28 protein-coding genes are annotated in these 26011 nt (G+C 64.3%); 13 read left to right on the top strand and 15 right to left on the bottom strand.

Annotated features, from left to right (window positions below):
- Window positions 1–54: 54 nt before the first annotated feature.
- Both C8C94_RS10585 and C8C94_RS10580 read right to left on the bottom strand, forming a co-directional pair.
- Window positions 55–1320, bottom strand: a complete 1266-nt coding sequence (locus tag C8C94_RS10585) for an EAL and HDOD domain-containing protein (protein ID WP_121420687.1) — start codon at window positions 1318–1320, stop codon at window positions 55–57.
- 184 nt (window positions 1321–1504) lie between these two features.
- On the bottom strand, window positions 1505–2308 hold the full coding sequence (locus tag C8C94_RS10580; protein ID WP_121420686.1) for a ferritin-like domain-containing protein: 804 nt from the start codon (window positions 2306–2308) through the stop codon (window positions 1505–1507).
- A gap of 110 nt (window positions 2309–2418) precedes the next feature.
- Between C8C94_RS10580 and C8C94_RS10575 the strand changes: the two genes are divergently transcribed.
- The 3 genes from C8C94_RS10575 to C8C94_RS10565 all read left to right on the top strand — a co-directional run bounded on the left by C8C94_RS10575 (window position 2419) and on the right by C8C94_RS10565 (window position 4707).
- Window positions 2419–2943 (top strand): gamma carbonic anhydrase family protein, encoded by a 525-nt coding sequence (locus C8C94_RS10575; protein ID WP_121420685.1) that lies wholly within the window; start codon window positions 2419–2421, stop codon window positions 2941–2943.
- 53 nt (window positions 2944–2996) lie between these two features.
- Complete coding sequence (locus tag C8C94_RS10570) at window positions 2997–3989, top strand: Hsp33 family molecular chaperone HslO (protein WP_121420684.1); 993 nt, start codon at window positions 2997–2999, stop codon at window positions 3987–3989.
- Between the two features lie 229 nt (window positions 3990–4218).
- Window positions 4219–4707 (top strand): CZB domain-containing protein, encoded by a 489-nt coding sequence (locus C8C94_RS10565; protein ID WP_121420683.1) that lies wholly within the window; start codon window positions 4219–4221, stop codon window positions 4705–4707.
- A 61-nt stretch (window positions 4708–4768) separates the two neighbouring features.
- Here the strand turns inward: C8C94_RS10565 and C8C94_RS25455 are convergent, their stop codons facing one another.
- From C8C94_RS25455 to C8C94_RS10540, 6 genes are all read right to left on the bottom strand, one after another.
- Window positions 4769–5263, bottom strand: a complete 495-nt coding sequence (locus C8C94_RS25455; RefSeq protein ID WP_147433247.1) for a hypothetical protein — start codon at window positions 5261–5263, stop codon at window positions 4769–4771.
- Window positions 5264–5374: 111 nt separating this feature from the next.
- A complete protein-coding gene (locus C8C94_RS10560; protein WP_121420682.1) occupies window positions 5375–5653 on the bottom strand; it encodes a septum formation initiator family protein in 279 nt (92 codons plus the stop codon).
- 23 nt (window positions 5654–5676) lie between these two features.
- Complete coding sequence (gene eno, locus C8C94_RS10555) at window positions 5677–6963, bottom strand: phosphopyruvate hydratase (RefSeq protein ID WP_108626910.1); 1287 nt, start codon at window positions 6961–6963, stop codon at window positions 5677–5679.
- Window positions 6964–6987: 24 nt separating this feature from the next.
- Complete coding sequence (locus C8C94_RS10550; RefSeq protein ID WP_121420681.1) at window positions 6988–7293, bottom strand: DUF1330 domain-containing protein; 306 nt, start codon at window positions 7291–7293, stop codon at window positions 6988–6990.
- A gap of 12 nt (window positions 7294–7305) precedes the next feature.
- Window positions 7306–8160: a 3-deoxy-8-phosphooctulonate synthase gene (kdsA, locus tag C8C94_RS10545; RefSeq protein ID WP_121420680.1), complete on the bottom strand. Its 855-nt coding sequence runs from the start codon at window positions 8158–8160 to the stop codon at window positions 7306–7308.
- Window positions 8161–8172: 12 nt separating this feature from the next.
- Window positions 8173–9831 carry a CTP synthase gene (locus C8C94_RS10540; protein WP_121420679.1) on the bottom strand — a complete coding sequence of 553 codons (1659 nt, stop codon included), beginning with the start codon at window positions 9829–9831 and terminating at the stop codon, window positions 8173–8175.
- Window positions 9832–9922: 91 nt separating this feature from the next.
- Here C8C94_RS10540 and coaBC point away from each other — a divergent pair, with 91 nt between their 5' ends.
- From coaBC to C8C94_RS10520, 4 genes are all read left to right on the top strand, one after another.
- Window positions 9923–11146 (top strand): bifunctional phosphopantothenoylcysteine decarboxylase/phosphopantothenate--cysteine ligase CoaBC, encoded by a 1224-nt coding sequence (coaBC, locus tag C8C94_RS10535; RefSeq protein WP_121420678.1) that lies wholly within the window; start codon window positions 9923–9925, stop codon window positions 11144–11146.
- Window positions 11147–11167: 21 nt separating this feature from the next.
- Complete coding sequence (locus C8C94_RS25855; RefSeq protein WP_228899421.1) at window positions 11168–11638, top strand: hypothetical protein; 471 nt, start codon at window positions 11168–11170, stop codon at window positions 11636–11638.
- A gap of 2 nt (window positions 11639–11640) precedes the next feature.
- Complete coding sequence (gene dut, locus C8C94_RS10525) at window positions 11641–12087, top strand: dUTP diphosphatase (protein WP_121420677.1); 447 nt, start codon at window positions 11641–11643, stop codon at window positions 12085–12087.
- A gap of 195 nt (window positions 12088–12282) precedes the next feature.
- Window positions 12283–12786, top strand: a complete 504-nt coding sequence (locus tag C8C94_RS10520) for a glycine zipper 2TM domain-containing protein (protein WP_055400893.1) — start codon at window positions 12283–12285, stop codon at window positions 12784–12786.
- Window positions 12787–12845: 59 nt separating this feature from the next.
- Here the strand turns inward: C8C94_RS10520 and C8C94_RS10515 are convergent, their stop codons facing one another.
- A complete protein-coding gene (locus C8C94_RS10515; protein ID WP_121420676.1) occupies window positions 12846–13370 on the bottom strand; it encodes a peptidylprolyl isomerase in 525 nt (174 codons plus the stop codon).
- A gap of 54 nt (window positions 13371–13424) precedes the next feature.
- Between C8C94_RS10515 and C8C94_RS10510 the strand changes: the two genes are divergently transcribed.
- From C8C94_RS10510 to C8C94_RS10500, 3 genes are all read left to right on the top strand, one after another.
- Entirely contained in the window at window positions 13425–14549 is a 1125-nt protein-coding gene (locus C8C94_RS10510; protein ID WP_121420675.1) for a JmjC domain-containing protein, read from the top strand.
- Window positions 14550–14575: 26 nt separating this feature from the next.
- Window positions 14576–15097, top strand: coding sequence for a hypothetical protein (locus C8C94_RS10505; RefSeq protein ID WP_121420674.1), 522 nt, complete (start codon window positions 14576–14578; stop codon window positions 15095–15097).
- A 201-nt stretch (window positions 15098–15298) separates the two neighbouring features.
- On the top strand, window positions 15299–15553 hold the full coding sequence (locus tag C8C94_RS10500; RefSeq protein WP_082437568.1) for a hypothetical protein: 255 nt from the start codon (window positions 15299–15301) through the stop codon (window positions 15551–15553).
- A 133-nt stretch (window positions 15554–15686) separates the two neighbouring features.
- Here the strand turns inward: C8C94_RS10500 and C8C94_RS10495 are convergent, their stop codons facing one another.
- The 6 genes from C8C94_RS10495 to C8C94_RS10475 form a co-directional block, all read right to left on the bottom strand.
- Entirely contained in the window at window positions 15687–16469 is a 783-nt protein-coding gene (locus tag C8C94_RS10495) for an MBL fold metallo-hydrolase (RefSeq protein ID WP_121420673.1), read from the bottom strand.
- Window positions 16470–16559: 90 nt separating this feature from the next.
- The gene (gene bamC, locus C8C94_RS10490; protein ID WP_082437569.1) at window positions 16560–17651 is read right to left on the bottom strand and encodes an outer membrane protein assembly factor BamC; all 1092 of its coding nucleotides are present in this window, start codon (window positions 17649–17651) and stop codon (window positions 16560–16562) included.
- Window positions 17652–17696: 45 nt separating this feature from the next.
- Window positions 17697–18593 carry a 4-hydroxy-tetrahydrodipicolinate synthase gene (gene dapA / locus C8C94_RS10485; protein ID WP_121420672.1) on the bottom strand — a complete coding sequence of 299 codons (897 nt, stop codon included), beginning with the start codon at window positions 18591–18593 and terminating at the stop codon, window positions 17697–17699.
- A gap of 30 nt (window positions 18594–18623) precedes the next feature.
- The gene (locus C8C94_RS10480) at window positions 18624–19178 is read right to left on the bottom strand and encodes a bifunctional 2-polyprenyl-6-hydroxyphenol methylase/3-demethylubiquinol 3-O-methyltransferase UbiG (protein ID WP_121420671.1); all 555 of its coding nucleotides are present in this window, start codon (window positions 19176–19178) and stop codon (window positions 18624–18626) included.
- 79 nt (window positions 19179–19257) lie between these two features.
- On the bottom strand, window positions 19258–19425 hold the full coding sequence (locus C8C94_RS25720; RefSeq protein WP_176886539.1) for a hypothetical protein: 168 nt from the start codon (window positions 19423–19425) through the stop codon (window positions 19258–19260).
- A 24-nt stretch (window positions 19426–19449) separates the two neighbouring features.
- Entirely contained in the window at window positions 19450–20667 is a 1218-nt protein-coding gene (locus tag C8C94_RS10475) for an MFS transporter (RefSeq protein WP_055400907.1), read from the bottom strand.
- A 130-nt stretch (window positions 20668–20797) separates the two neighbouring features.
- Here C8C94_RS10475 and C8C94_RS10470 point away from each other — a divergent pair, with 130 nt between their 5' ends.
- The 3 genes from C8C94_RS10470 to parC are packed head-to-tail and all read left to right on the top strand — an operon-like array spanning window position 20798 to window position 26007.
- Entirely contained in the window at window positions 20798–22780 is a 1983-nt protein-coding gene (locus C8C94_RS10470) for a DNA topoisomerase IV subunit B (protein ID WP_121420670.1), read from the top strand.
- 39 nt (window positions 22781–22819) lie between these two features.
- The gene (locus C8C94_RS10465; protein WP_121420669.1) at window positions 22820–23653 is read left to right on the top strand and encodes a lytic transglycosylase domain-containing protein; all 834 of its coding nucleotides are present in this window, start codon (window positions 22820–22822) and stop codon (window positions 23651–23653) included.
- A complete protein-coding gene (parC, locus tag C8C94_RS10460) occupies window positions 23650–26007 on the top strand; it encodes a DNA topoisomerase IV subunit A (RefSeq protein ID WP_055400913.1) in 2358 nt (785 codons plus the stop codon). The genes C8C94_RS10465 and parC overlap by 4 nt, the downstream gene beginning before the upstream one ends.
- Window positions 26008–26011 lie beyond the last annotated feature (4 nt).

Raw genomic sequence — 26011 nt, 5'->3', positions numbered from 1 at the left:
GATTCTAGACCGGCGGGTGGTGCCTGCCTATGAGTGAATTTGTTGCCCGCCCACTCAGTCAGCGAGTTGGTCCGCCCAGGCCAGGGCTTGCAGGTGCGCAAAGTTGATCTGCTGGCTGGTCAGGTGCAGCAGACCCGCCGTGCGGTCGAACACCACATCGTCGCTGGATTCGCAGGCTTCGGCCAGGGTCAGCAGGTCTCCCAGGAAGCCTTCTCGCCGGAGCAGCGCCGCCGCCACGGGCTCGGGCACGTTGAGCAGGCCGAGCGCGGATTCCATGGGCATGGACAGCATCACGTCCAGGAGCGAGAAGATGCCCACGACGAAGGCCTGGTCGGCTTCTTCGGGGGGAAGGGTTTCGAGTGCCAGCAGCTCCATGAGGCGGCCCCGCACCACGGCGGTCTGGCCCACGGATGACGGAGTACCGCCCGTGCGCGAGGCAGTGAGCAGCAGCGCCGCCCAGCGGAACAGCTTTTTCAGGCCCATGAGCATCACGGCCTGGCGGAAAGACGTGATCTCCCGCGACAGGCCAAAACCCGCCGAGTTGATCAGGCGCATCAGGTTGAAGGCCAGGCCAGCATCTTTCTTGAGCGTTTCTTCGATGTCATCGGTGCTGGCCTGTTTGCGCACCTGGTTGATGAGTTCAATGATGCTGGCCTGCGACGGGGTCAGCAGCTTGGCCTCGACCAGCGCGGGCCGTGCGAACCAGTAGCCCTGGAACATCTGCACGCCCTGGCTGGAGACCATGTCGTACTGCTGAGCAGTTTCCACCTTTTCCGCGATCAGTTCGGCCTGGCTGTGGCGCCCGGCGTAGCTGATCAGCACGGCCAGCTGGTCGGGCGCCAGCACCGAAAGATCCAGCTTGATGTAGTCCGCCAGCGGCAGCCACGGGGCATACGCGGACTGCAACACCGTATGGTTGAACGCCAGGTGAAAGCCCCGGTCGCGCAGCTCGGTCAAGATAGGCAGGCGTGTGGCGACTTCTTCGGCCGCAGTGTGGCCCAGTGGAGGAATTTCGAGCACCACCTTGTCGGGCTCCACGAGTTCGAGGTGGCCACCGGAAAGGCTTTCATGCGTGCAGTTCACGAAGATGAGCTTTTTGCCCACCAGCTCTTCGGTGCCAGCGTGCGAAAGGGCGGTGAAGACCAGGATCACGTCGGTGGCGGCCGTGTGTGCGGCGCCGCTGCGCGAGCGGTTGAACAGCTCATAGCCGACCACCACCTGCTGCGCATTCACGATGGCCTGCCGCGCGATCATGGCGACCGAGGACTGGTTGCCGGAGGGCGGTGCGGTGGGAGTGCCGGGGGCAGTGGGTGAAGTCATGGAGGGAGTATCGAAGAAAGAGGGGCCAGTGTCAGCGGGCGGGGCTGGCGCGGCAAATTGTAGGAGCCGCTGCGGGCGCGCGCTGTAACCAGGAATTCAGACAGTGCTTGCATACATCGGGATGCGCCAGCCTTCTCGCCCGGGGACTGGCCGCTTGACAGAGCCTTGTTTTGCGCAAGCCATGTCAGATCTGCTGGAGCCAGCGCAGCTCGTTGTCAGTGAACCCGGCCTTGCGGCGGGCGGCTTCGTTGAACGGGGGTTTCAGGCGGGGGGCTTCGTACTGCTTGACCAGGGTGCCATAGTGGGCTTCAGGGTCTACCCCCTGGCGCTCGCACAGCCAGCGGTACCAGTGGTTGCCGATGGCCACATGGCCCACCTCGTCGCGCAGGATGGTGTCGAGAATGCCCACGGCGGCCAGCGCATCGGGCGTGCCCACTTGGCGCAGCTTGGCCTGAATCTGCGGCGTGGCGTCCAGCCCGCGCGCCTCCAGGGTGCGCGGCACCAGCGCCATGCGGGCCAGGATGTCGTGCTGGGTCTTCTCGCACATCGTCCACAGGCCCTGGTGGGCCGGGAAGTCGCCATAGTCATGGCCCTGGCGGCGCAGGTGATCGCGCAACAGGCGAAAGTGCCGGGCCTCTTCCCCTGCGACCAGCATCCAGTCGGTGTAGTAGCTGCGGGGCATGCCGTCAAAGCGCCATACCGCGTCGAGTGCCAGATTGATGGCGTTGAACTCGATGTGCGCAATGGCGTGGATCAAAATGGCGCGCCCCTGTGGAGTGGCCGGCGAACGGCGGGCGACGTCGGTATGGCGAAGCAGCTCCGGCCGCTCGGGACGGCCAGGCAGTGCACTGGCGTCGGATGGGGGAGTGGGGGATTGTTCTGCTATCGAAAGAGTAGCTGATTGCGCTTGCAGGTCAAGCGCTGCGGCCGCTTTTTGTTCAGGGTCTGCAAGGCACAAGACCTGCAGTGCACGGTGGCGAAGCTCCATCCTTACAATTCTAGGCCCTGCCATGCGGAACACGGCGCACGCTTTGTAACGTCTGGCGACTTCCCTGGGCCTGTGCAAACGCTGGCCTTTCCTCTTTTTTGGAGTGGTGCATGGCGATTTACGAACTCGATGGCATGGTGCCCCAGTTGGCGGCATCGGCCTGGGTGGCGGACAGTGCCCAAGTGATGGGCAATGTGGTGCTGGGCGAAGACGCCAGCGTCTGGTTCGGCACGGTGATCCGCGGCGATACCGAGACGATCACCATCGGCGCTGGCTCCAACATCCAGGATGCCAGTGTCTTGCATGCAGACATCGGCAAGCCACTGGTGGTGGGTGAGCGTGTGACGGTGGGCCACCAGGTCATGCTGCACGGCTGCACCATCGGCGACGAATCACTCATCGGCATTGGCGCCGTGGTGCTCAACGGCGCCAAGATCGGCAAGCATTGCCTGGTGGGCGCGGGCGCGCTGGTGACCGAGGGCAAGGAGTTCCCGGATGGCTCCATGATCATCGGCAGCCCTGCCAAGGCAGTGCGCGAACTGACCCCCGAGCAGATCGAAGGCCTGCGCCAGAGCGCCCAGCACTACATCGACAACGCGCGCCGCTATCACAACGGCCTGCACAAGCTCGCCTGAGCGGCGGCCACTTTTTTCGTTGCTGCCGTCCACTTTTCTCCTGGAACCCCTGCGTGTCTGAACTCCACAAGTTTCTTTTCGACGGCCTGCCCGTGCGCGGCATGATCGTGCGCCTGACCGATGCCTGGACCGAAATCCTGCGCCGCCGCGCCAGCAACACCAGCACGGGAGCCTACCCTGCGCCCGTGAGCGAGCTGCTGGGCGAGATGGCCGCCGCCGGTGTGCTCATGCAGTCCAACATCAAGTTCAACGGAGCACTGGTGCTGCAGGTGTTTGGCGATGGCCCCGTAAAGCTCGCCGTGGCCGAAGTGCAGTCGGACCTGAGCCTGCGAGCCACGGCGACCGTGAACAGCGAGGTGCCAGAGGGCGCAGCCCTGAGCCAGATGGTGAATGTGGGCGGTGGCGGCCGCTGCGCGATCACGCTCGACCCCAAGGACCGCCACCCAGGCCAGCAGCCCTACCAGGGCGTGGTGCCGCTGTATGGCGACCGCCACGAGAAGCTGGAGCGTCTGTCCGACGTGTTGCAGCACTACATGCTGCAGTCCGAGCAGCTGGACACCATCCTGGTGCTGGGCGCCAATGACCAGGTGGCTGCGGGCCTGTTGATCCAGCGCATGCCGATCAAGGGCGAGGGCAATTTGGCCGCAGGCCTCACGCACCGCGAGAACGAAGACCAGATCGGCCACAACGAAGACTACAACCGGATCGCCCACCTGGCTGCCAGCCTCACGCGCGAAGAGCTGCTGACCCTGGACGTCGATACCATCCTGCGCCGCCTGTTCTGGGAGGAAAAGCTGCTGCGCTTCGAGCCCCAGCAGGGCGCCAGCGGCCCGCGGTTTGCCTGCACCTGCAGCCGTGAACGTGTGAGCAACATGCTGCGCAACCTGGGCGTCGAAGAAGCCGAGAGCATCCTCTCCGAACGCGAAGACATCGAGGTGGGCTGCGAGTTCTGCGGGCAGCAGTACCGCTTTGACGCGGTCGATGCCGCGCAGATTTTTGTGCCACCCACCGTCAGCCAGCCGCCGGGACCCACCGGCATCCAGTAGGGCATCTGGTAGGTCTTCCGGCGCCCGTCGCAGCCACGGCTGCCTGCGCTCCACGGGCCAGCCGACGTGCCGGGCGGATGACCATCGTTGACAATCGCACGCGCTTTATCACGCTGTGCGCCCCTAAGATGTCGCCTTCCACACGGCAGGTTCTCTGCAAGGCCACCCCAGGGGCAGGCCCGCAGTCGCACCGCTTTCTTGGTGTGGTGCTGCAAGTGCAAGAGGAGCTATGGGGTTACTACGCCGTGTGTTTGGGGGTGCCCGGGGGCAAGAGGCTGTGCCTTCCCTGGAGCTGTGCGACAGCAGCCGGGCTTCCGGCACGCAGGATTCGCTGCGCGCGGACACCGTGCTGGCGGCCCTCGACATCGACGCCGCCATCAATGCCCACGAGCGCTGGAAAACCCATCTCATGGACTACCTGGAAGGCCGTACCACCGAGGGTCTGGACCCTGCGGAGGTGCGCCGCAGTGACCGGGGTGCCCTCGGGCGCTGGCTGCATGGGGTGGGCGGTGAATTGCTGGGCGACCAGCCTGCGTATGCGGTGCTGATGGCACGCCACCAGTATTTCCACGAACAGGCCGCGATGCTGGTGGAGCTGGCCCAGCAGGGCGAGTGGGACAAGGCCGTGCAGGTGCTCCATGGCGGCTACCGCTATGGCTCCAGCCAGGTGGTGCTGCTGCTCAAGGAGCTCAAGCGCGGTCTGGTGCAGCAGGCCTGATCTCATCCCTCTGCCTCCATCCCCTCCACGTTTTTTGGGGATATGCCTCGGGTCGCGGGTTTTAGGTGGAGCCTGTGTCCCGCCCCATCAGTGCAGTGAAGAGTCGGTGTTCGCATTCGGGATCACTGCATTTTTCGCAGTTCCAGGCGCGCAGGCGGGGCGCTGTCCGGGTACTGGAGCCAGAATCTGAATCGAAATTGCCTCTGGCGCTTGATGGGTATGTGCTAGATGCTATGTTTTTTATAGCATTCAGCGCATTGGCTATGCGCTGCTCACCGTGGCCATACACAACGCGATAGCCCATACCCACCTGGGTCAGATCCGCACGCAAACGTGCATCGGCGGCTTCCTGTGCGGCCCGCTCGCTGGTGGGGCAGGGCAGATCCAGCCCCATGAGCAGAATCAGGCTGGCATCCACGACCCCCTCAGAGGGCAGGCCATGGTTGCAGAGAATTTGCGCGGAGCCGGGGGCAAGTTGCGCGTGGAGCGCATCGCGCAGCGCCTGGGCCCCGGTGCCGGGCGCGCCGAGGAGAACAATTGTGGGCGGGAGGGGCACGGTGGCAGGGGGGCAGAAGGTGGGGCGTCGTCCCCAATCCACCATCAAGACATCCGAAGGGCAGTTTTTGGGGGCCGGGGCACTGACCCCCGGAGGGGTGAGCACAAGGACTCAGCGTGGCGTGAACTGCACGTAGACCTCGTTGGGCTTGACCATGCCCAGTTCGCTGCGCGCCTTTTCTTCCACCATGTCGAGCCCTTCCTTGAGGTCATGCACCTCGGACGACAAGCGCTCGTTGGCCAGCTTGGCCTGGTCATTGGCAGCCTTTTGCACATCGATTTGCCGCTGCATCTCGTTGACGCGCGGCACGCTGCCCCGCCCGAGCCAGAGCTGGGCGTGCAGCGCTGCCAGCAGAGCCAGCAGGATCACAGGCACAAGGCGGGAGCCCATGGCTCGCTCGGGCTGGATGGGGATCAGCGCAGGTTATAGAACGCAGCGCGGCCGGGGTACTGAGCGATTTCACCCAGGTCTTCCTCAATGCGCAGCAGCTGGTTGTATTTGGCGATACGGTCCGAGCGGCTCAGCGAGCCGGTCTTGATCTGGCCTGCGTTGGTGCCCACGGCGATGTCGGCAATGGTGCTGTCTTCGGTTTCGCCCGAGCGGTGCGAGATCACGGCGGTGTAGCCTGCGCGCTTGGCCATCTCGATGGCGGCAAAGGTTTCGGTCAGCGTACCGATCTGGTTGATCTTGATCAGGATCGAGTTGGCAATGCGCTTGTCGATGCCTTCCTTCAGGATCTTGGTGTTGGTCACGAACAGGTCGTCACCCACCAGCTGCACCTTGTCGCCCAGGCGTTCGGTCAGGTGTTTCCAGCCGTCCCAGTCGCCTTCGTGCATGCCGTCTTCGATGCTGATGATCGGGTACTTGTCCACCCAGGCCGCCAGCATGTCCGTCCACTGCTGGGCGGTGAGTTTGAGGCCGCCTTCGCCTTCCAGCACGTAGTGGCCGTCCTTGTAGAACTCGCTCGCGGCGCAGTCCAGGCCCAGGGCGATCTGTTCTCCCGCCGTGTAGCCAGCGGCTTCGATGGCTTGCAGGATCAGGCGGATGGCCGCCTCGTGGTTTTCAACGCTGGGGGCAAAGCCGCCTTCGTCGCCCACGGCGGTGCTGATGCCCTTGTCGTGCAGAATCTTCTTGAGCGCGTGGAACACTTCGGCGCCCCAGCGCACGGCTTCACGGAACGTGGGAGCGCCCACCGGGATGATCATGAACTCTTGCAGGTCCAGGCTGTTGTTGGCGTGCGCGCCGCCGTTGATCACGTTCATCATGGGCACGGGCAGTTGCACGCTGCCCATGCCGCCCAGGTAGCGGTACAGGGGCAGGCCGGACTCTTCGGCGGCAGCACGGGCCACGGCCATCGACACAGCCAGCATGGCGTTGGCGCCCAGGCGGCTCTTGTTCTCGGTGCCGTCCAGATCGATCAGGGTCTTGTCCAGGAAGGCCTGCTCGGAGGCGTCCAGGCCCAGCACGGCTTCGCTGATCTCGGTGTTGATGTATTCCACAGCCTTGAGAACGCCCTTGCCCAGGTAACGGCTCTTGTCGCCGTCGCGCATTTCAATGGCTTCGCGGCTGCCGGTGGAGGCGCCCGACGGCACGGCGGCCCGGCCCATCACGCCCGATTCGAGCAACACGTCGCATTCGACGGTGGGGTTGCCGCGGCTGTCCAGAATTTCGCGACCTACGATGTCAACGATTGCGCTCATTTTTTTCCTTTGGATAGATAGAGGTCAGACCGGGGCGTCAACGCCTTCGACCAGCACCATATTGAAAAACTCGGTCGCACCGGCGCGCTTGCTGCGCGCGGCACGGTACAGCTCGGCGTCGTAGAAAGCCTTGGCGGCATCGAAACTGGGAAAGCGCAGCATCGCCACGCGCGCGGGCGTCCAGTTGCCTTCCAGGGTCTCGAACTTTCCGCCGCGCACCAGGTATTCGCCACCGTGGGCCTTCACGGCTGCGGGCGCGGCCGCCATGTAGTCTTTGTACTGTTCGGGGTTGGACACTTTCATGTCCACGATGATGTAGGCAGCTGGCATGGGGTCGTCCTGTTAGTTGAAGTTGTTTTCGAGAAATCCGCTTTTCTTCGTGATGTCATCCAGTGCCACCAGGGTTTCGAGCAGCGCCTTCATGTGCTTGAGCGGCACGGCGTTGGGGCCGTCCGACCAAGCCTCAGCAGGGCGGGGGTGGGTTTCCATGAACAGGCCCGCCACGCCCACGGCTACACCGGCGCGGGCCAGCACGGGCACCATGTCGCGCGCGCCACCACTCACGGCACCCAGGCCGCCGGGTTTTTGCACCGAGTGGGTGACGTCAAACACCACGGGCGCACCGGAGTTGCGCATCTCGGCCAGGCTGGTCATGTCGGCCACGAGGTTGTTGTAGCCAAAGCTCACACCGCGCTCGCAGGCCAGGAAGCGGTCTTCCGACAGGCCAACTTCGGCCGCTGCAGCCCGGGCCTTGTCGATGACGTTCTTCATGTCCCAGGGCGCCAGGAACTGGCCCTTCTTGATGTTCACCGGCTTGCCGCTTTGCGCCACCGCGCGGATGAAATCCGTCTGGCGGCATAGGAACGCAGGCGTTTGCAGCACGTCCACCACGCTGGCCACCTCGGCCACGTGCGAGGTGTCGTGCACGTCGGTCAGGATGGGCAGCTGCAGCTGGCGGCGCACTTCATCAAGGATCTTGAGGCCAGCGTCGATGCCGACGCCGCGCTTGCTGGTGCCGGAGGAGCGGTTGGCCTTGTCGAACGAGCCCTTGTAGATCAGCGGAATGCCCAGCGGCGCGCAGGCTTCCTTGAGCTGGCCTGCGACGTCGAGCGACATTTCCAGGCCTTCAATGGAGCAAGTGCCCGCGATCAGGAAAAAGCGCTGGTCCAGGCCAACGTTGAATCCGCACAGCTGCATGCTTGAGTCCCCTTATGCTTTTTTTGCGGCTTGCTGGTGTTCCACTGCGGCCTTGATAAAGGCGTTGAACAGCGGGTGGCCGTTCCAGGGCGTGGACTTGAACTCGGGGTGGAACTGCACGCCGATGAACCAGGGGTGCACGGTTTGCGGCAGCTCCACGATTTCGGTGAGTTCTTCACGCTGGGTCAGCGCCGAGATCACCAAGCCCGCCTTGCGCAGCTGGTCCAGGTAGTTCACGTTGGCTTCGTAGCGGTGGCGGTGGCGCTCGGTCACCACGTCGCCGTAGATGCTGTGGGCCAGCGTGTCCTTGGACACGTCCGAGCTCTGCGCGCCCAGGCGCATGGTGCCGCCCAGGTCCGAGTTTTCATCGCGCTTCTTGATGGTGCCGTCTGCATCCTTCCACTCGGTGATCAGCGCGATCACGGGGTGAGGCGTGGAGGGGTCGAACTCGGTGCTGTTGGCGTTGGCCAGGCCTGCCACATGGCGGGCGTATTCGATGGTGGCCACCTGCATGCCCAGGCAGATGCCCAGGTAGGGCACCTTGCGCTCGCGGGCAAACTGCGCCGTGGCGATCTTTCCTTCCACGCCACGCTGGCCGAAGCCGCCGGGCACCAGGATGGCGTCGTATTTGGCGAGCTTGGCGGCCGCGTCGGCGCTGTCGATGGTCTCGGAATCGACATGGTCGATCTTCACGCGCACATGGTTGCGCATGCCCGCGTGGCGCAGGGCCTCGTTGACGGACTTGTAGCTGTCCGACAGGTCCACATACTTGCCGACCATGGCGATGGTGACTTCGCCCTGGGGGTGTTCGGTTTCGTACACCAGGTCGTCCCAGCGCTTGAGGCTGGTGGGTGGGGTGTTCAGACGCAGCTTGTCGCAGATCAGGCCATCGAGGCCCTGTTCGTGCAACATCCGGGGCACCTTGTAGATGGTGTCCACGTCCCACATGCTGATCACGCCCCACTCGGGCACGTTGGTGAACAGCGAGATCTTGGCGCGCTCCTCTTCAGGGATGCGGCGGTCGGCGCGGCACAGCAGCGCGTCGGCCTGGATGCCGATTTCGCGCAGCTTTTGCACGGTGTGCTGGGTGGGCTTGGTTTTCAGCTCCCCCGCTGCAGCGATCCAGGGCAGGTAGGTCAGGTGCACGAAGGCTGCGTTGTTCGGGCCCATGCGCAGGCTCATCTGGCGCACGGCTTCCAGGAACGGCAGCGATTCGATGTCACCCACGGTGCCGCCGATTTCGACAATGGCCACATCCACGGCATCCGGCGTGGCGATGCCGGCGCCGCGCTTGATGAATTCCTGGATTTCGTTGGTGACGTGGGGAATGACCTGCACGGTTTTGCCCAGGTAGTCGCCGCGACGTTCCTTCTCCAGCACGGACTGGTAAATCTTGCCCGTGGTGAAGTTGTTGGTTTTCTTCATGCGCGTTTCGATGAAACGCTCGTAGTGGCCCAGATCCAGGTCGGTTTCTGCGCCGTCGTCGGTCACGAAAACCTCGCCGTGCTGGAACGGCGACATGGTGCCCGGGTCTACGTTGATGTAGGGGTCAAGCTTGATGAGGGTGACTTTGAGTCCCCGCGATTCGAGGATCGCGGCAAGGGAGGCTGAGGCGATTCCCTTACCGAGGGAAGACACCACACCGCCGGTGACGAAGACAAATTTGGTCATGTCTTTTTTGGTGGTGGGAAATTGGGATTATAGATGGCACCCCGGCGACACCCCCGAGGGCAGGGTCACCCCCGTCTGCTAAATTCGCGCCATGAATGAGCTTGCTGGCAAACACATTGTTCTGGGTCTGAGTGGGGGCGTGGCTTGCTACAAGGCGGCCGATCTGTGCCGCCAGCTCATCAAGGAGGGCGCCACCGTGCAGGTGGTGATGACCGAGGCGGCAGAGCAGTTCATCACCCCGGTCACCATGCAGGCGCTGTCTGGCCGCACGGTGTACGGCTCGCAATGGGATGCGCGCGAGCCCAACAACATGCCCCACATCAACCTGAGCCGTGAGGCCGACGCGATCTTGATAGCCCCATGTAGCGCCGATTTCATCGCGCGGCTGGTGCAGGGCAGGGCGGATGAGCTGCTCAGCTTGCTGTGCCTGGCCCGCCCTGCGCAGCGGGTGCCGTTGCTGCTGGCTCCGGCCATGAACCGCGAGATGTGGGCCCATCCGGCCACGCAGCGCAACCTGGCCCAGGTTGCGCAGGATGGCGCGGTGGTGCTGGGCGTGGGCAACGGAGACCAGGCTTGTGGCGAGACTGGCGATGGCCGCATGCTTGAGCCTGTGGAGCTGCTGGAAGAGTTGATTGCCTTCTTCGCGCCCAAGGTCCTGGCGGGGCGCAAGGTGCTGGTGACGGCGGGGCCCACTTTTGAGGCGATCGATCCTGTGCGTGGCATCACCAACCTCTCGAGCGGAAAGATGGGTTTTGCCATTGCCCGTGCGGCCCGCGAGGCCGGTGCCGAAGTCACTTTGGTGGCCGGGCCTGTGCATGTGCCCACGCCACGTGGGGTGCAGCGTGTGAATGTGCAGTCGGCCCAGGAGATGCTGGCGGTTGTACAGCGCCATGTGCAGGCGGCGTCGGTGTTCGTTGCCACCGCTGCCGTGGCGGACTGGCGACCCGCCAGCCAGTCCTCCCAGAAAATCAAGAAAGACGGCTCGGGCCAGACACCGACCCTGGGTTTCGTGGAAAACCCCGACATCCTGGCCATGGTCGCGAAGTCATCGCATGCCCTGGAGGGTGATCTCTTTTGCGTCGGTTTTGCTGCTGAAAGCCATGATCTGCTGGCCCACGCCACGGCCAAGCGTGCGCGCAAAGGGGTGCCGCTGCTGGTGGGCAACATTGGCCCTGCCACCTTTGGGCAGGATGACAATGCCCTGCTGTTGGTGGACGCCCAAGGGCACCGCGAGCTGCCCCGGGCTTCCAAGCGGGTGCTGGCCCAGCAGCTGATCGGGGAGATTGCGGCGCGGTTGTCCCCTGTGGGTTCCTAGAGGTCTTTGCCGGGAGGCCGTATGAAGACTGGTGCCACCAAGCCTGAATGGGATACGCCGCCCGATGGCGACTTTGCACGCTACGTGGAACGGCTGACCGCGCCTGCACCTGCCAGAGGTGTACAGGCTCCAGCCCCTGGCTCCACCACCGCCCAGAAGCCCGCTGGGGCGGGTGGGGTGCGCCCGGCGCCCCAGTCCGGTCCGCCGGATCTCGCTCTGGTTCTGAAGCCTTTGCTGGGCGTTGTGCGTGCGGTGCGCGCCGTGCTGCTGGTGTTGATTGCCTTGCACGGGGTGGCGCTGTTCATGTTCAGTCAAGGGTCTTTGCCGGGGCTCGCGGTCATGGCGGCCACCTGGTGGGGGTTGGGGCGTTTGATTGACGTGGCTCCCAAGGCCCTATCATCCGCAGCCTTCGGGGCCGCGTCTGGCGTGGAGCCCTTGCAGGAGCGGCTGCGGCAAGTGGCCCAGCAGCGCACAACTGGAAAGAAGAAATAGCCGTGAAGATTGATGTGAAGATTCTGGATCCGCGCATGGCGGACCAATTGCCCACCTATGCCACCCCCGGCAGTGCTGGCCTGGACCTGCGCGCTTGCCTGGATGCTCCGCTCACCCTGCAGCCGAATGCCTGGCAACTGGTGCCCACGGGCATTGCCGTCTACCTCAAAGACCCCGGGTACGCCGCGCTGATCCTGCCGCGCTCGGGTCTGGGCCACAAGCATGGCATCGTGCTGGGCAATCTCGTGGGCCTGATTGACAGCGACTACCAGGGGCAGCTCATGGTGAGCGCCTGGAACCGCAGCAGCACCGCATTCACGCTGGAGCCCATGGAGCGGCTCGCACAGCTGGTGATCGTTCCGGTTGTGCAGGCGCAGTTCAGTGTGGTGACTGAGTTTGCAGCGACGGAGCGGGGCGAGGGTGGCTACGGGTCAACCGGGAAGGCCTGAGCACCGGGCTGAATGGGGTCGGGGGAGGTTGGGGTTGTAAGACGCCGCTTACCTTTGGATGGGTTTGTTACTGACGCAGGCGCAGCCCCTGCGTCTACGGGACAGGGGGCTGGGGCGTTGTTCCAATCTAGGTATGCGCACCTAGGCCGGATTCCCTGCAAGCCGTGTGCACCCCCTGACTTTAGGAGTACGAAAATGCTGCAAATTACCCGTTCTTTCGCCATCGCTGGCGCCGTGGTCCTTGTGGGCTCGTTGGCCGCCTGCGGCCACAACCGATCGGCCCCTGCGCCACAATATTCGGGGGGCTACTCGGGCGGCTACCAAACGGCGCCGGCCTACCCGAACAATCCGGCCGGCACGGAGTACGGTCGGGTTTCCAATATCGAAGTGCTGCAGGGGCGGTCGCAAGGCCAGACCTCCGGGGCTGGTGCTGTGATCGGCGCTGTCGTCGGTGGTGTTCTGGGCAACCAGATCGGCAAGGGCTCCGGTCGTGCCGCCGCAACCGGCGTGGGCATTGTTGGAGGCGCAGTAGCAGGCAATGCCATTGAAGGCCGCAACAACAGCCAGGAAGTACAGGGCTACCGCCTGTCGGTGCAACTCGATCACGGCGGCTACCGCGTCTACGACGTAAGCAGCCCCGGCGATTTGCGCATTGGCGACCGTGTACGCCTGTACAACGGCCAGATTTCACGCCTTTAATCGACCATTCGGGCTTGGCTAGGCTCTGAAAACCGTTCAGGGCCTTCCTTTCGCCCAGCTCAGTGGAGCAGGTTACTGCCAGGCGCCTGCGGCTGTACCCGAAAAAAGCCTGTGCCGGCGCTGCCCCGGCCAATTTCCTCTTCGGTGGCTTCCCGCACGGCCTGTACGGTCAACTGCAAGCGCAGCGCAATCCCCGCCAGCGGGTGATTGCCGTCCAGGACCACATGCTCCGGATAGATCTCCGTGACCGTGTAGAGCCCCGTGCGGGGGGCATCGGGATTGCAGCCCTCGGGCAGCGCGGCGCCGTCAAACGTCATTCCCTCTTCGATCTCTGCCGGAAAAAGATCGCGTGGCTCCAGGAACAGCAGTTGGTCGTTGAAGTCACCAAACGCATCTTCGGGCTCCAGGTGCAACGCCAGCGTGGCACCGGGGCCGTGGCCTTGCAGGGCTTCTTCGATGCGGGGTAGAAGGTCGTCGCCCCCCACCAGAAACTCTACGGGATCGTCGAGCACATCCAGTTCTTCGCCAAGGGTGTCTTTCAGTGTCCAGGTCAGTGCGACCACACATTGTTGGGTAATTTCCATAGGAGAATTGTCGCAGTTTGACCAACGGCTCCGCAAAGGGGCAGACCAGTTCCCATGGATATCCAGCAACCCCTTACCCTGCTCGGTGGCCTGACCCCCGCCCAGTTCATGCGCCGCCATTGGCAGAAGAAGCCCTTGCTGGTGCGCCAGGCCATTCCCCAGTTTGCTCCCCCTGTGTTGCGGTCGGAGCTGTTCGCGCTTGCCGCCCAGGAGGGCGTGGAGTCCCGCCTCGTGCAACTGGCCAAAGGGGCGTGGAAGCTGCGCCATGGACCCTTTCAAAGGCGTGCCCTGCCTGCGCTCCAGCAGCCCGATTGGACTTTGCTGGTGCAGGGCGTTGACCTGCACAACGACGCCGTGCATGCGCTGATGCAGCAGTTCCGGTTTGTGCCGGAGGCGCGGCTTGATGACCTCATGATCAGTTATGCGTCCGACGGCGGTGGTGTGGGCCCGCATTTCGACAGTTACGACGTCTTTCTGTTGCAGGCCCACGGAACGCGTCGTTGGCGCATTGGCCGCCAGAAGGATCTCACGCTGCGCGAGGGTATTCCCCTCAAAGTGCTGGCGCAGTTCGAGCCTGAAGAGGAGTACCTGCTGGAGCCGGGCGACATGCTGTACCTGCCGCCGCGATATGCCCACGATGGCATCGCCGAGGGCGAATGCATGACTTATTCGATCGGCTTTAAGGTGCCGTCCCGCGCCGAACTGGGCCAGGAATTGTTGGTGCGCCTGGCCGAGGATGCTGCGGATCAAGACAAGCCCCTGCTGTACCGCGATGCCCAGCAGGAAGCTGTGTCTCAACCCGCGGCCATTCCGGCGGGTTTGCAGGACTTCGCGCGGGATGCTTTGAGCCGCGCACTGGCGCAGCCCCTTGTTTTGGAGCGCGCACTGGGGGAGTATCTGACTGAGCCCAAGCCGAATGTGTGGTTCGAACCTGGCGATACAGGCGTGATGCTGGAAGGGGTGCGCCTGGACCGCCGCAGCCGCATGATGTACGACACGCACCATGTGTTCATCAATGGCGAGAGCTACCGCGCAGCAGGCCGCGATGCGACGCTAATGCGCCGCCTGGCTGATGAACGTCAGTTGACCGCCCGCGAGCTTGCGCGCGCCAGTGACGACGCGCTGGAGCTGCTGTCGTCCTGGTGTGATGCGGGCTGGGCCCACGTCTGGGCTGGATAGATCGAGGCACCCCAGGAGACACCGCCATGACCGAGACTTCTGCCAGTTCCGCCGATTCGCGGCCCGATCTCCCGGTGGGTCGTTTCAGCAGCCGTGAAGTGTTTCAGCAAATGGTGCGCGACGCGATTGCCACAGCCGCCCGGGATGGCTGGAAGGAAATTGTGATCAGCGATGCGAATTTCCATGACTGGCCCCTGGGCGAACGCAGTGTGGTGGAGGCCTTGCAGGATTGGGCCCATGGAAGTCGGCGTTTCACCATGCTGGCGTGCAGCTACGATGATGTGATCCGTCGGCACGCGCGTTTTGTGCGTTGGCGGGGCACCTGGGACCACATCATCAATTGCCGTCGCAGCCCGGCGGCTGATCCCCTGGATATTCCCAGCGCATTGTGGTCCCCGCACTGGGTGATGCAACGGCTGGACCCGGAGCGGTGCGTGGGGGTTGCAGGCTTTGAACCAGATCGCCGTGTGCTGCTGCGCGAGACGCTCAATGAGTGGGTTCGTAGCAAAAGCACGCCCGGTTTCCCCGCATCGACGCTGGGGTTATGAGCCAAATGCGCGCTTTGCGCCTTGTCAATTGGGCGTAAAGGTTTCGTCAGTGTTAGTCTGTATTGACTAAATACCAATATAATCAGCGGCTGCGCCGAAAAGGTGCAAGCCAAGCGCATTGTGCCAAAGCGTACCGGGGCTTCCAAAAAGCCTGACGCCGTGGCTTTTCAAGATTCTGTCTGTCCAACTAGGAAAATCGAAATGAAGAACTCTCTCGTTCTGGCCGCCCTGATCGCCGCTGCTGCACTCGCCGCTTGTGGCAAGAAGGAAGAGCCCGCTCCTGCTCCAGCACCAGCTGCCGTGGAAGCCCCAGCTCCAGCACCCGCACCAGCTCCTGCCGCTTCTGAAGCCGCTCCTGCCGCTTCCGACGCTGCCTCGGCTCCTGCTGCCGATGCTGCCAAGGCTGCCGCTGACGCTGCTGCCACCGCTGCTACTGGCGCTTCCGCAGCCAAGTAATTCGCTGCAGGCCGCAGCAGGTTGCAAAACCTGCTATCGACCGAGAGCCCCGCACCGCAAGGTCGGGGCTTTTTCTTTTTGGGGGCGTTTTCCTTCCCCGGAGTTGGTCGTTTGCGGCGTGACCGGAGTCACTTCATCCTGCAACTGCCAGCCAGGGCGTTCCCACCGTTGGGCTGGCGACGGTGATTTCCTCGGCGGGCCACTCCAGTGCAAGGCCTAGCGCCTGTTGAGCGAGGCTGGGTGCATTGTTCTGTGCGCTCAGGTGGGCGGCCACCACACGCTGCAGGCCAGGGTGCCGCACGGCACGCAGGATGTCGGCTGTCGCAAAATTGGCCAAGTGCCCATACGGTCCCCCGACGCGGCGTTTCAAGAAGGTCGGATACCGGGATGCTTCGAGCATTGCGGGGTCGTGGTTGGCTTCAATCATCAACGCATGGCAGCCTTGTAGTTGCTGCAGAACATGGTCGCTGGCGTGGCCCAGGTCGGTGAGCACGCCAAGGTGGGATGCGCCGTCCGAGCAGCGCAGCTGCAGCGGCTCGCGCGCATCATGGGGCACCGTGAAGGGCAGGGCGCTGAAGGTGCCGAGGTCCAGAGCCTCCATGTCGTGTGCGATGCGCAGCATGCCATCAAAGTCGGGGGCTCCGAGGGCGGCGTAGGTGCCCTGGCTCATCCATACCGGGATGCGGTAGCGCACGGCCACGGCCAGTGCACAGCCGATGTGGTCCGAGTGTTCGTGGGTGATGAAGACGGCATCCAGGTCTTCGATCTGCAACTGCGCTTGCGCCAGGCGGGTCTGCAGTTGCCGGATGCCGAATCCGCAATCGATCAGCAGGCGGCGTACCTGTGTGCCGCTGCTGCCTTCCACCACCGTGGCATTGCCCGTGCTGCCGCTACCCAGGTTCTTGAAACGCAGCATGTCGTGGTTGAAGGCGCTTGCCGCGCAGCGCCTCTGTAGCCTGGATCCCGGGCCCAGTCAGGGGGAGCGAAGAGGCGCGCGGTTCGTCGCTTATTTCAGATCGTCGGCAATCACGCGGACGATGCGCTCGGCATTGGCGGACGATTCGGGGACGCCGGCTTCGTTGAGCACCGATACCGTGGTGGACTCCCCTTGGCTGCGCACCAGAATGCGGTACTTGAGTGGAGGTGTGGCGTTGGACGAGCTGAAGAGTTTGCCGAAGAACCCTGGCTCCTTCTTCTCGGCATTGGGCGCCACATAGCGCACAAAGTAGGTGCCTTCATTGCGATTGCGGTCTTCCACCGTGAAGCCGGTGCGGTCCAGGGCCAGGCCGATGCGGCGCCAGGCGCGGTCAAAACCCTCGTCAAGCTGGACCACGGGTTTGTTGTCTACCGTGGCCATGCGGGCCGACTGAGCGCGTGGGGCGGGGGCTGCAGCCACTGCCTTGGACTGCTCTTGGCTCACGCCCAGCTTGACCATCAGGCGGCGCAGGAATTCGGTTTCGAGTTCCGGGTCGGAGGGGCGGGGTTGCCACACGGTGCTGTCTTTGGAAACGTTGCCGTAGACCTCAATCATGCCGCGGTGGGTGATGTAGATCTCGGTGCCGCCATTGGCGTTGCGCTCCAGGCGCGTTCGGAACTTGTCGCGTTCACCGGTGGAGTACAGCGAGTCGAGCAGCTTGCCCAGGGTCGAGCGGATGAAATCCTGCGGCAGCTTGGCGCGGTTTTCGGCCCAGTCGGTTTCCATGATGCCCACGTTGGCGTCTGCCTGCGCCAGGTTGAAGCCGCTTTCCTGCCAGAAGTCGCGCACGGGTTCCCAGAGCTTGTCGGCCGGGCGGTTGACCACCAGCCAGCGCTGGTTGCCGTCGCGCTCGATGCGCACGTCGCCCAGTTGCAGGGCTGCGGCGTTGGCGGTGCCCGATGGCTGAGCAGCCTGGCCGGCCTGCATGGCGGCGGCCGAGACGGCGCCGCCTGGGACGTTGTAGCGTGAATCACGCGACAGCTGGGTCAGGTCTGGCGGGACTTCCAGGGTCGAGCCTTTGGTCGCGCTCTTGTAGTCGATCTTGTCGCCCTCCAGGGCGGCACAGGCAGACAGGGCCATGGCAAGGGCCAGCAGGCTCAGGCGGGTGGTAGCAGCTTTCACGCGGAAATCCTTGGAGAGTGTCTCGGGGAGCGGGCGCAGCCCGGATTAGATCAGGCCGCTGGTGCGCAGCGCAGATTCGACCACAGCCTCGTTGCTGGTGGTCAGCGGCGTCATGGGCAGGCGCATCGTGCCACCGCACAGGCCCATGCGGGCCATGGCCCACTTGACCGGGATGGGGTTGGCTTCGACAAACAGGTTCTTGTGCACCGACATCAGCTTGAACTGGATTTCCATGGCCCGGCGTGCATCGCCCGCCAGGGCAGCCACACACAGTTCGTGCATCAGGCGCGGGGCGACGTTGGCCGTCACGCTGATGTTGCCGTGGCCTCCGCACAGCATCAGCGCCACAGCGGTCGGGTCGTCGCCCGAATACACGCCAAAGTCCTTGGGCACGTCGCGGATGAGCCACTGGGCGCGTTCGATGTTGCCGGTGGCTTCCTTGATGCCGATGATGCCGGGCACCTGGGTCAGGCGCAGCACGGTGTCGTGTTGCATATCGGCCACCGAGCGGCCGGGCACGTTGTACAGCACGATGGGCAGGTCGCCCGTGGCTTCGGCAATCGCCTTGAAATGCTGGAACTGGCCCTCTTGCGTAGGCTTGTTGTAGTACGGCACGACCTGCAACTGGCTGTCGGCCCCCACGCCGCGCGCGAACTTGGCCAGCTCGATGGCTTCGGCGGTGGAGTTGGCGCCACAGCCCGCCATGATGGGCACGCGCTTGGCAGATTGCTCCACGGCCACGCGGATGATCTCGCAATGTTCTTCGACGTTGACGGTGGGCGACTCGCCCGTGGTGCCCACCACGCCGATGCAGTCGGTGCCTTCGGCAATGTGCCAGTCGATCAGTTTGCGCAGGGCCGGGTAGTCCACGCTACCGTCCTCGTGCATGGGAGTGACGAGGGCGACGATGCTGCCGGTGAGAGCGACGGAGGAAGAGGTCATGTCCGCAGTGGTAAACGGTAAAAGAGCATTCTAACTAGCCCACATGGGCAGAAGATGTCGTGAGGGTCCCCCAGGCGGCGGGAGTTCCTGCACGGCCGTGATGCGTTGCACAAAACGGTCGGGTTTTTTTTGGAAGCCGTCTTCATAGGCCAGCGTGCGCAGCCCCGTGCAGGCGGTCAGCAGTTCTCCGGGCCGCAGCAGGAACTCCGGCCGGGCCGGGCGGCCCACGGTTTCGTTGCCGTATGCAAAGGTCTCGTAGATCAGCACACCGCCTGGGGCCACGCTTTCCGCCAGGGTGGCCAGCAGGGGCCGCCACAGGTAGTTGGTGACCACCACGGCACCAAACTGGCGGCCTGCAAAGGGCCATGGGCCGCTCTCGATGTCGGCCAGTACCAGTTCACCCAGACCCTCGCAAGCGGCCAGAGCCTCGGCAGAGCGGTCCACCCCCACCACGGAGTGCCCCAGGCCGCGCAGCCAGCGCAGGTGGCGCCCGGCGCCGCAAGCCACGTCGAGCACCGTGCTGCCCGGCGCAATCAGGTGGGACCAGCGGCGGACCCAGTCGGAGGGAGCTTCGTTACCGTGCATGTGCTATTGAAAATATAGCTATCAGCGCTTGTCCATCAAGCGCTAGCGGCCAAAAAACTTGAAAGAGGAAGGCGCGGGCTCAGAAGCACGCCCACATCTGGTCGGCCAGCATCACCATGAAGTCCGGCACCGTGTACATGCCAAACACCGCCAGGCACAGCACCACCGCCGTGATCCAGCCAAGCCAGCGCCATACCCGTGGCACGCTGCTGCCGGGCGGGGTGGTGGATGCGCTGACGGTGGGCATGAAGAAGTTCTTTGCAGGGGATGGTCAGGCAGGTTGGGCTGCGCCGCGCTGGATGGGGCTTTCCCGGACCGGCAGGTTTACCAGCCCGGCAAAAATACCCAGGCCGATGGCGATGTACCAGACGATATCGTAGCTGCCCGTCGCGTCATACAGATAGCCCCCCAGCCACACGCCCAGGAAGCTGCCGATCTGGTGGCTGAAGAACACGAAGCCGCCCAGCATCGACAGATGCTGCACGCCAAAGATTTGCGCGATGGTGGCGTTGGTGGGCGGGATGGTAGACAGCCACAGCGTGCCCATCACCGCCGAGAACACATACACCGACAGCGGCGACAGCGGCACCAGCAAGAACACGCTGATCGCCGCAGCCCGCGCAAAGTAGATAAAAGCCAGGATGAACCGCTTGGGCATGCGCTGGCCCAGTGTGCCGGCCACATAGGTGCCAAGCACATTGAACAGGCCAATCAGCGCCAGTGCATAGCTGGCCACCTGGGGCGACAGGCCGTGGTCCTTGAGGTAGCTGGGCATGTGCACGCCGATGAACACCACCTGGAATCCACAGACGAAGTAGCCCGCCATCAACAGGTTGAAACTGGGGTAGCGGAACGCCTCGCCCAGCGCTTGCAGGATCGTCTGCTCGCGCTTGACCGGGGCCGCTCCCGCGAAGTTGGGCTCGCGCAGCCCAAAGGCCAGCGGCACGATGAGCAGCACCATCAAGGACAGCGCCAGCAGCGCCTGCTGCCAACCCAGTCCGGCAATCAGCCAGCCTTCCACCGGCACCATGAGGAACTGGCCGAACGAGCCTGCCGCAGCAGCAACACCCATGGCCCAGGACCGGCGTTCGGGTGCAATCTGGCGCCCCAGCACACCGTAGATCACGGCGTAGGTGGTGCCTGCCTGGGCCGCGCCAATCAGCACGCCCGCCGTCAGCGCAAACAGCGTGGGCGTGGGCGACAAAGCCATGCCCGCCAGGCCCAGGCCGTACAGCACGGCACCGCCCATCAGCACGCGGAACGCGCCAAACCGGTCGGCCACCATGCCCGCAAAAATGCCGATCAGGCCCCAGGACAGGTTCTGGATGGCAATTGCCAGTGCGAACGACTGGCGCGTCCAGCCCATCTCCTGGGTGATGGGCAAGAGCCAGAGCCCGAAGCCGTGGCGGATGCCCATCGACAGTGTCACGATGGCCGCGCCGCAGGCCAGCACCTGGAACATGGACAGTTTGGGAGGATTCGTATGCATGCGCAGGAATGTAGCCAGATTGCGTGAAACGTGCTGATACACCGGGGACCAATACAGTTGGCAGCAGGGGCGAAGGTGGGGCTGGTTTTATATCCAGCTATTGCTGCGTTGCCGCACTACAATCCGCCCCATGTCTGTCAAACCGTCTTCTGCATCCGCCAGCGAATATTCCGAAGGCTCGATCCGCGTGCTCAAGGGCCTGGAGCCCGTCAAGCAACGCCCGGGCATGTACACCCGCACCGACAACCCCCTGCACATCGTTCAGGAGGTGCTGGACAACGCGGCCGACGAGGCGCTGGCCGGGCACGGCAAGAAGATCCGCGTCACGCTGCATGCCGACGGCTCGGTCAGCGTGGAGGACGACGGCCGGGGCATTCCGTTTGGCATGCACCCCGAGGAAAACGCCCCGGTGATCGAACTGGTGTTCACCCGGCTGCACGCGGGTGGCAAGTTCGACAAGGGCAAGGGTGGTGCCTACAGCTTCTCGGGCGGCCTGCACGGCGTGGGCGTGAGTGTGACCAACGCACTGGCCACACGGCTGGAGGCAACGAGCTACCGCGAAGGCAAGGCGGCACGCCTGGTGTTCTCGGCCGGTGACGTGATCGAACCCCTGGTGGCCCGACCGCTGGAGGCGGGCGAGCGCAAGCAGGGCACGTCGGTGCGCGTGTGGCCCGACGCCAAGTATTTCGAGTCGAGCGTGCTGCCCATGGGCGAGCTCACCCACCTGCTGCGCAGCAAGGCGGTGCTGATGCCCGGCGTGACGGTGCAGCTGGTGAACGAGAAAACCCGCGATACACAAACTTGGCAGTACAAAGGCGGCCTGCGCGACTACCTGATGCAGACGCTCAACGGCGACCCGGTGATCCCGCTGTTTGAGGGCGAGGGTTTTGCCGACCGCAACAACGAAAGTTTTGCCGAAGGCGAGGGCGCATCCTGGTGTGTCGCCTTCACCGAAGACGGCCAGCCCGTGCGCGAGAGCTACGTCAACCTGATTCCCACGAGCGCAGGCGGCACGCACGAGAGCGGCCTGCGCGACGGCCTGTTCAATGCGGTCAAGAGCTTCATCGAACTGCACAGCCTGCTGCCCAAGGGTGTGAAGCTGCTGCCTGAGGACGTGTTTGCGCGCGCCAGCTATGTGCTCAGTGCCAAGGTGCTCGACCCCCAGTTCCAGGGCCAGATCAAGGAGCGCCTGAACTCGCGCGACGCGGTGCGGCTGGTCAGCGGCTTCGTGCGCCCTGCGCTGGAGCTGTGGCTCAATCAGCACGTTGAATACGGCAAGAAGCTCGCCGAGCTGGCCATCAAGGCCGCGCAAACCCGCCAGAAGGCGGGCCAGAAGGTCGAAAAACGCAAGGGCTCGGGCGTGGCCGTGTTGCCCGGCAAGCTCACCGACTGCGAAAGCAAGGACATCGCCCACAACGAAGTCTTCCTGGTCGAGGGCGACTCGGCTGGCGGCAGCGCCAAGATGGGCCGCGACAAGGAAAGCCAGGCCATCCTGCCGCTGCGCGGCAAGGTGCTCAACACCTGGGAGGTGGAGCGCGACCGCCTGTTTGCCAACAACGAAATCCACGACATCTCGGTGGCCATCGGCGTAGACCCGCACGGCCCCAACGACACGCCCGATCTGTCGGGCCTGCGCTACGGCAAGGTCTGCATCTTGAGCGACGCCGACGTGGACGGCTCGCACATCCAGGTGCTGCTGCTCACGCTTTTCTTCCGCCACTTCCCCAAGCTCATCGAAACCGGCCACATCTACGTGGCGCGCCCGCCGCTGTTCCGCGTGGATGTACCCGCGCGCGGCAAGAAGCCCGCCGCCAAGATGTATGCGCTGGACGATGGCGAACTGACTGCCATCCTCGACAAGTGCGCCAAGGACGGTGTGCCCAAAGAGAAGTGCCAGATCAGCCGCTTCAAGGGCCTGGGCGAGATGAACGCCGAGCAGCTGTGGGAAACCACGCTCAACCCCGACACCCGCCGCCTGCTGCCCGTGCAACTGGGCGACATGGACTTTGCCGCCACCGAAGGCCTCATCACCAAGCTCATGGGCAAGGGCGAAGCCGCCGCGCGCCGCGAGCTGATGGAGTTGCATGGCGATGCGGTCGAGATCGATATCTGACCGCATCGACGCGCTCCGCCCGGTGTTTGTGATCAAAATATGAATAAAAACAGTGCCCTGCGCTTGTCTGTATTGGGTTTGCTGCTATGTTTTGTGCAGCAAATGGCCCATGCGGACCTGTGGGCGCATGTGGACGAGCGTGGCGTGACGCACTTTGCGGCCGAGCAGGTCGATGCGCGCTACCAGCTGTTTTTTCGCGGCAACGACTTTGACTCCACCCGCGACGCGCCTGCCAATGCGTCGCCCATGCCCTACGCGCTGCCCGCAGCGGGCGCGCGCCTGCTGGCCTTTTTTGACATCGCCCCCGACTACAAACGCGTCAAACACCACCTGCGCGCTGCGTCCGTCAAACACGGTGTGGACTACGAGCTGCTGCAGGCCGTGATCGCGACCGAATCCGGCTTTGACGCCACCGCCGTGTCGCCCAAGGGCGCCGTGGGCCTGATGCAGGTGATGCCTGCCACCGCCAACCGCTTTGGCGTGAGCAGCGACGCCAAGCGCACGGTGGAACAAAAACTGGCCGACCCAGCGGTGAACGTGCCCGCCGGCACCCGCTACCTGCGCCACCTGCTGGACCTGTTCCCCGGCCGCATGGACCTGGCCGTGGCAGCCTACAACGCCGGTGAAGGTGCGGTGCAGCGCGCGGGCAACCAAATCCCCGCGTACAAGGAAACGCAGAACTATGTGCGCACCGTGCTGGGCCTGTATGCCCAGCTCAAGCCCCCGGCACCCGTGCTGGCACAGCGTGCAGCGCCTGGCCGCGTACGCATGGAGCTCTCGGGCGGTGCCACCAACAGGGGCAACCTGCCGCCCACCCGCGTCGCGCAGACACGCGACCAGAACCTGAATCAAGAACCTGTAGTTAACGAATGAGCGACCAACCGACTTTGGATTTCACCACCGCAGGCGATGACGGGGGCGACTCCCTGGGCCTGGCAGGCTATGCCCAGCGCGCCTACCTTGAATACGCACTGTCGGTCGTCAAGGGCCGCGCGTTGCCCGATGTGTGCGACGGTCTCAAGCCCGTGCAGAGGCGCATCCTGTATTCGATGGACCGCATGGGCCTGGGCTACAGCGGCCCCACGCGCAATACTGCCGCCAAGCCGGTCAAGAGCGCCCGCGTGGTGGGCGATGTGCTGGGCCGCTTCCACCCGCATGGTGACCAGTCGGCCTACGACGCGCTGGTGCGCATGGCGCAGGACTTTGCCCAGCGCTACCCGCTGATCGACGGCCAGGGCAACTTCGGCAGCCGCGATGGCGATGGCGCCGCTGCCATGCGCTACACCGAGGCGCGCCTGTCGCGCATCACCAGCCTGCTGCTCGACGAGATCGACGAAGGCACCGTGGATTTCATGCCCAACTACGACGGCAGCACCGAGGAGCCGCGCCAGTTGCCCGCCCGCCTGCCGTTTGCGTTGCTCAACGGCGCCAGCGGCATCGCCGTGGGCCTGGCCACCGAAATCCCCAGCCACAACCTGCGCGAGATCGCCGACGCCTGCATTGCACTCATCAAGACACCTTCGCTGAGCCAGGACGAGCTACTGGCCATCGTGCCCGGCCCGGACTACCCCGGCGGTGGCCAGATCATCAGCAGCCCCGGCGACATTGCCGACGCCTACCGCAGCGGCCGGGGTAGCCTCAAGGTGCGCGCACGCTGGAAGATCGAGGAACTGGCGCGTGGCCAGTGGCAACTGGTGGTGAACGAGCTGCCACCGGGCGTGAGCACGCAGCGCGTGCTCGAAGAGATCGAGGAAATCACCAACCCCAAAGTCAAGGCCGGCAAGAAGGCGCTGAGCCAGGACCAGACGCAACTGAAGGCCAGCATGCTGGCCGTGCTGGATGTCGTGCGCGACGAATCCAGCAAAGACGCCCCTGTGCGCCTGGTGTTCGAGCCCAAGACGGGCAAGACCCCGCAGCAGGAGCTGATCACCGCGCTACTGGCGCACACCAGCCTGGAGACCTCGGCCCCGATCAACCTGACGATGGTGGGGCTCGACGGCAAGCCGGTGCAAAAGTCGCTGCGTGTGATGCTGGAAGAGTGGATCGCCTTCCGCCAGACCACGATCACGCGCCGCAGCCAGCACCGGTTGGACAAGGTGCTGGACCGTATTCACATCCTCGAAGGGCGGCAGACCGTGCTGCTCAACATCGACGAGGTGATCGCCATCATCCGTGCGGCCGAGGAGCCCAAGGCCGCGCTGATTGCACGCTTCAACCTCAGCGACCGGCAGGCCGAAGACATCCTCGAAATTCGCCTGCGCCAGCTTGCGCGGCTCGAAGCCATCAAGATCGAGCAGGAGCTGAAAGAGCTGCGCGAAAGCCAGGGCAAGCTCGAAGACATTCTGAACAACCCCGGCTCGCTGCGCCGCACCATGGTCAAGGAGATCGAGGCCGACGCCAAGACCTTTGCCGATGCGCGCCGCACGCTGATCCAGGCCGAGAAAAAGGCTGTGGCCGAAGTGAAGGTGGTGGACGAGCCCGTCACGGTGATCGTCTCGCAAAAAGGCTGGGTGCGCGCTCGCACCGGCCATGGCCACGAGGCTGCCAGTTTTGCCTTCAAGGCGGGCGATGGCCTGTATGGCACGTTTGAATGCCGTACGGTCGATACCTTGCTGGCCTTTGGCAGCAATGGCCGCGTGTACTCGGTGGCGGTGTCGCTGCTGCCCGGCGCACGCGGTGACGGCCAGCCGGTGACCACGCTGATCGAGCTGGAGTCGGGCACACAACTGCTCCACTACTTTGCAGGGCCCGCCAACGCCACGCTGCTGCTGTCCAACTCCGGTGGCTACGGCTTTCTGGCGGCGGTGGAGAACATGGTCTCGCGCCAGAAGGGCGGCAAGGCCTTCCTCACGCTGGGCGAGGGCGAAACCGTGTGTGTGCCTTCGCATGCCGCAGGCAGTACAGGCAGCAAGCCGGTGCTGCCTGCCACGCACGTGGCCTGCGCTTCCACGGGCGGACGCATCCTCACGTTCGAAATTACCGAGTTGAAAACCATGGTCAACGGCGGTCGCGGCCTGATGCTGATCGACCTCGAAGACAAGGACCAGCTGGCGGGAGCCGCAGCCTACACGCGCAGCATTCGCCTGGATGGCATTGGCCGGGGCGGCAAGCAGCGCGACGAGACGCTCGAGATCCGCAGCCTGAACAACGCCCGCGCCGCACGCGGCCGCAAGGGCAAGGCGGCGGACCTGGGCTTCAAGCCCAACGCCGTGACGCGCGTGGAGTAAGGGT

Origin of the sequence: Acidovorax sp. 94 (genome assembly GCF_003634645.1) — a bacterium.
GTDB lineage: Bacteria > Pseudomonadota > Gammaproteobacteria > Burkholderiales > Burkholderiaceae_C > Acidovorax > Acidovorax facilis.
This window is presented reverse-complemented; position numbering and strand designations above follow the sequence as displayed.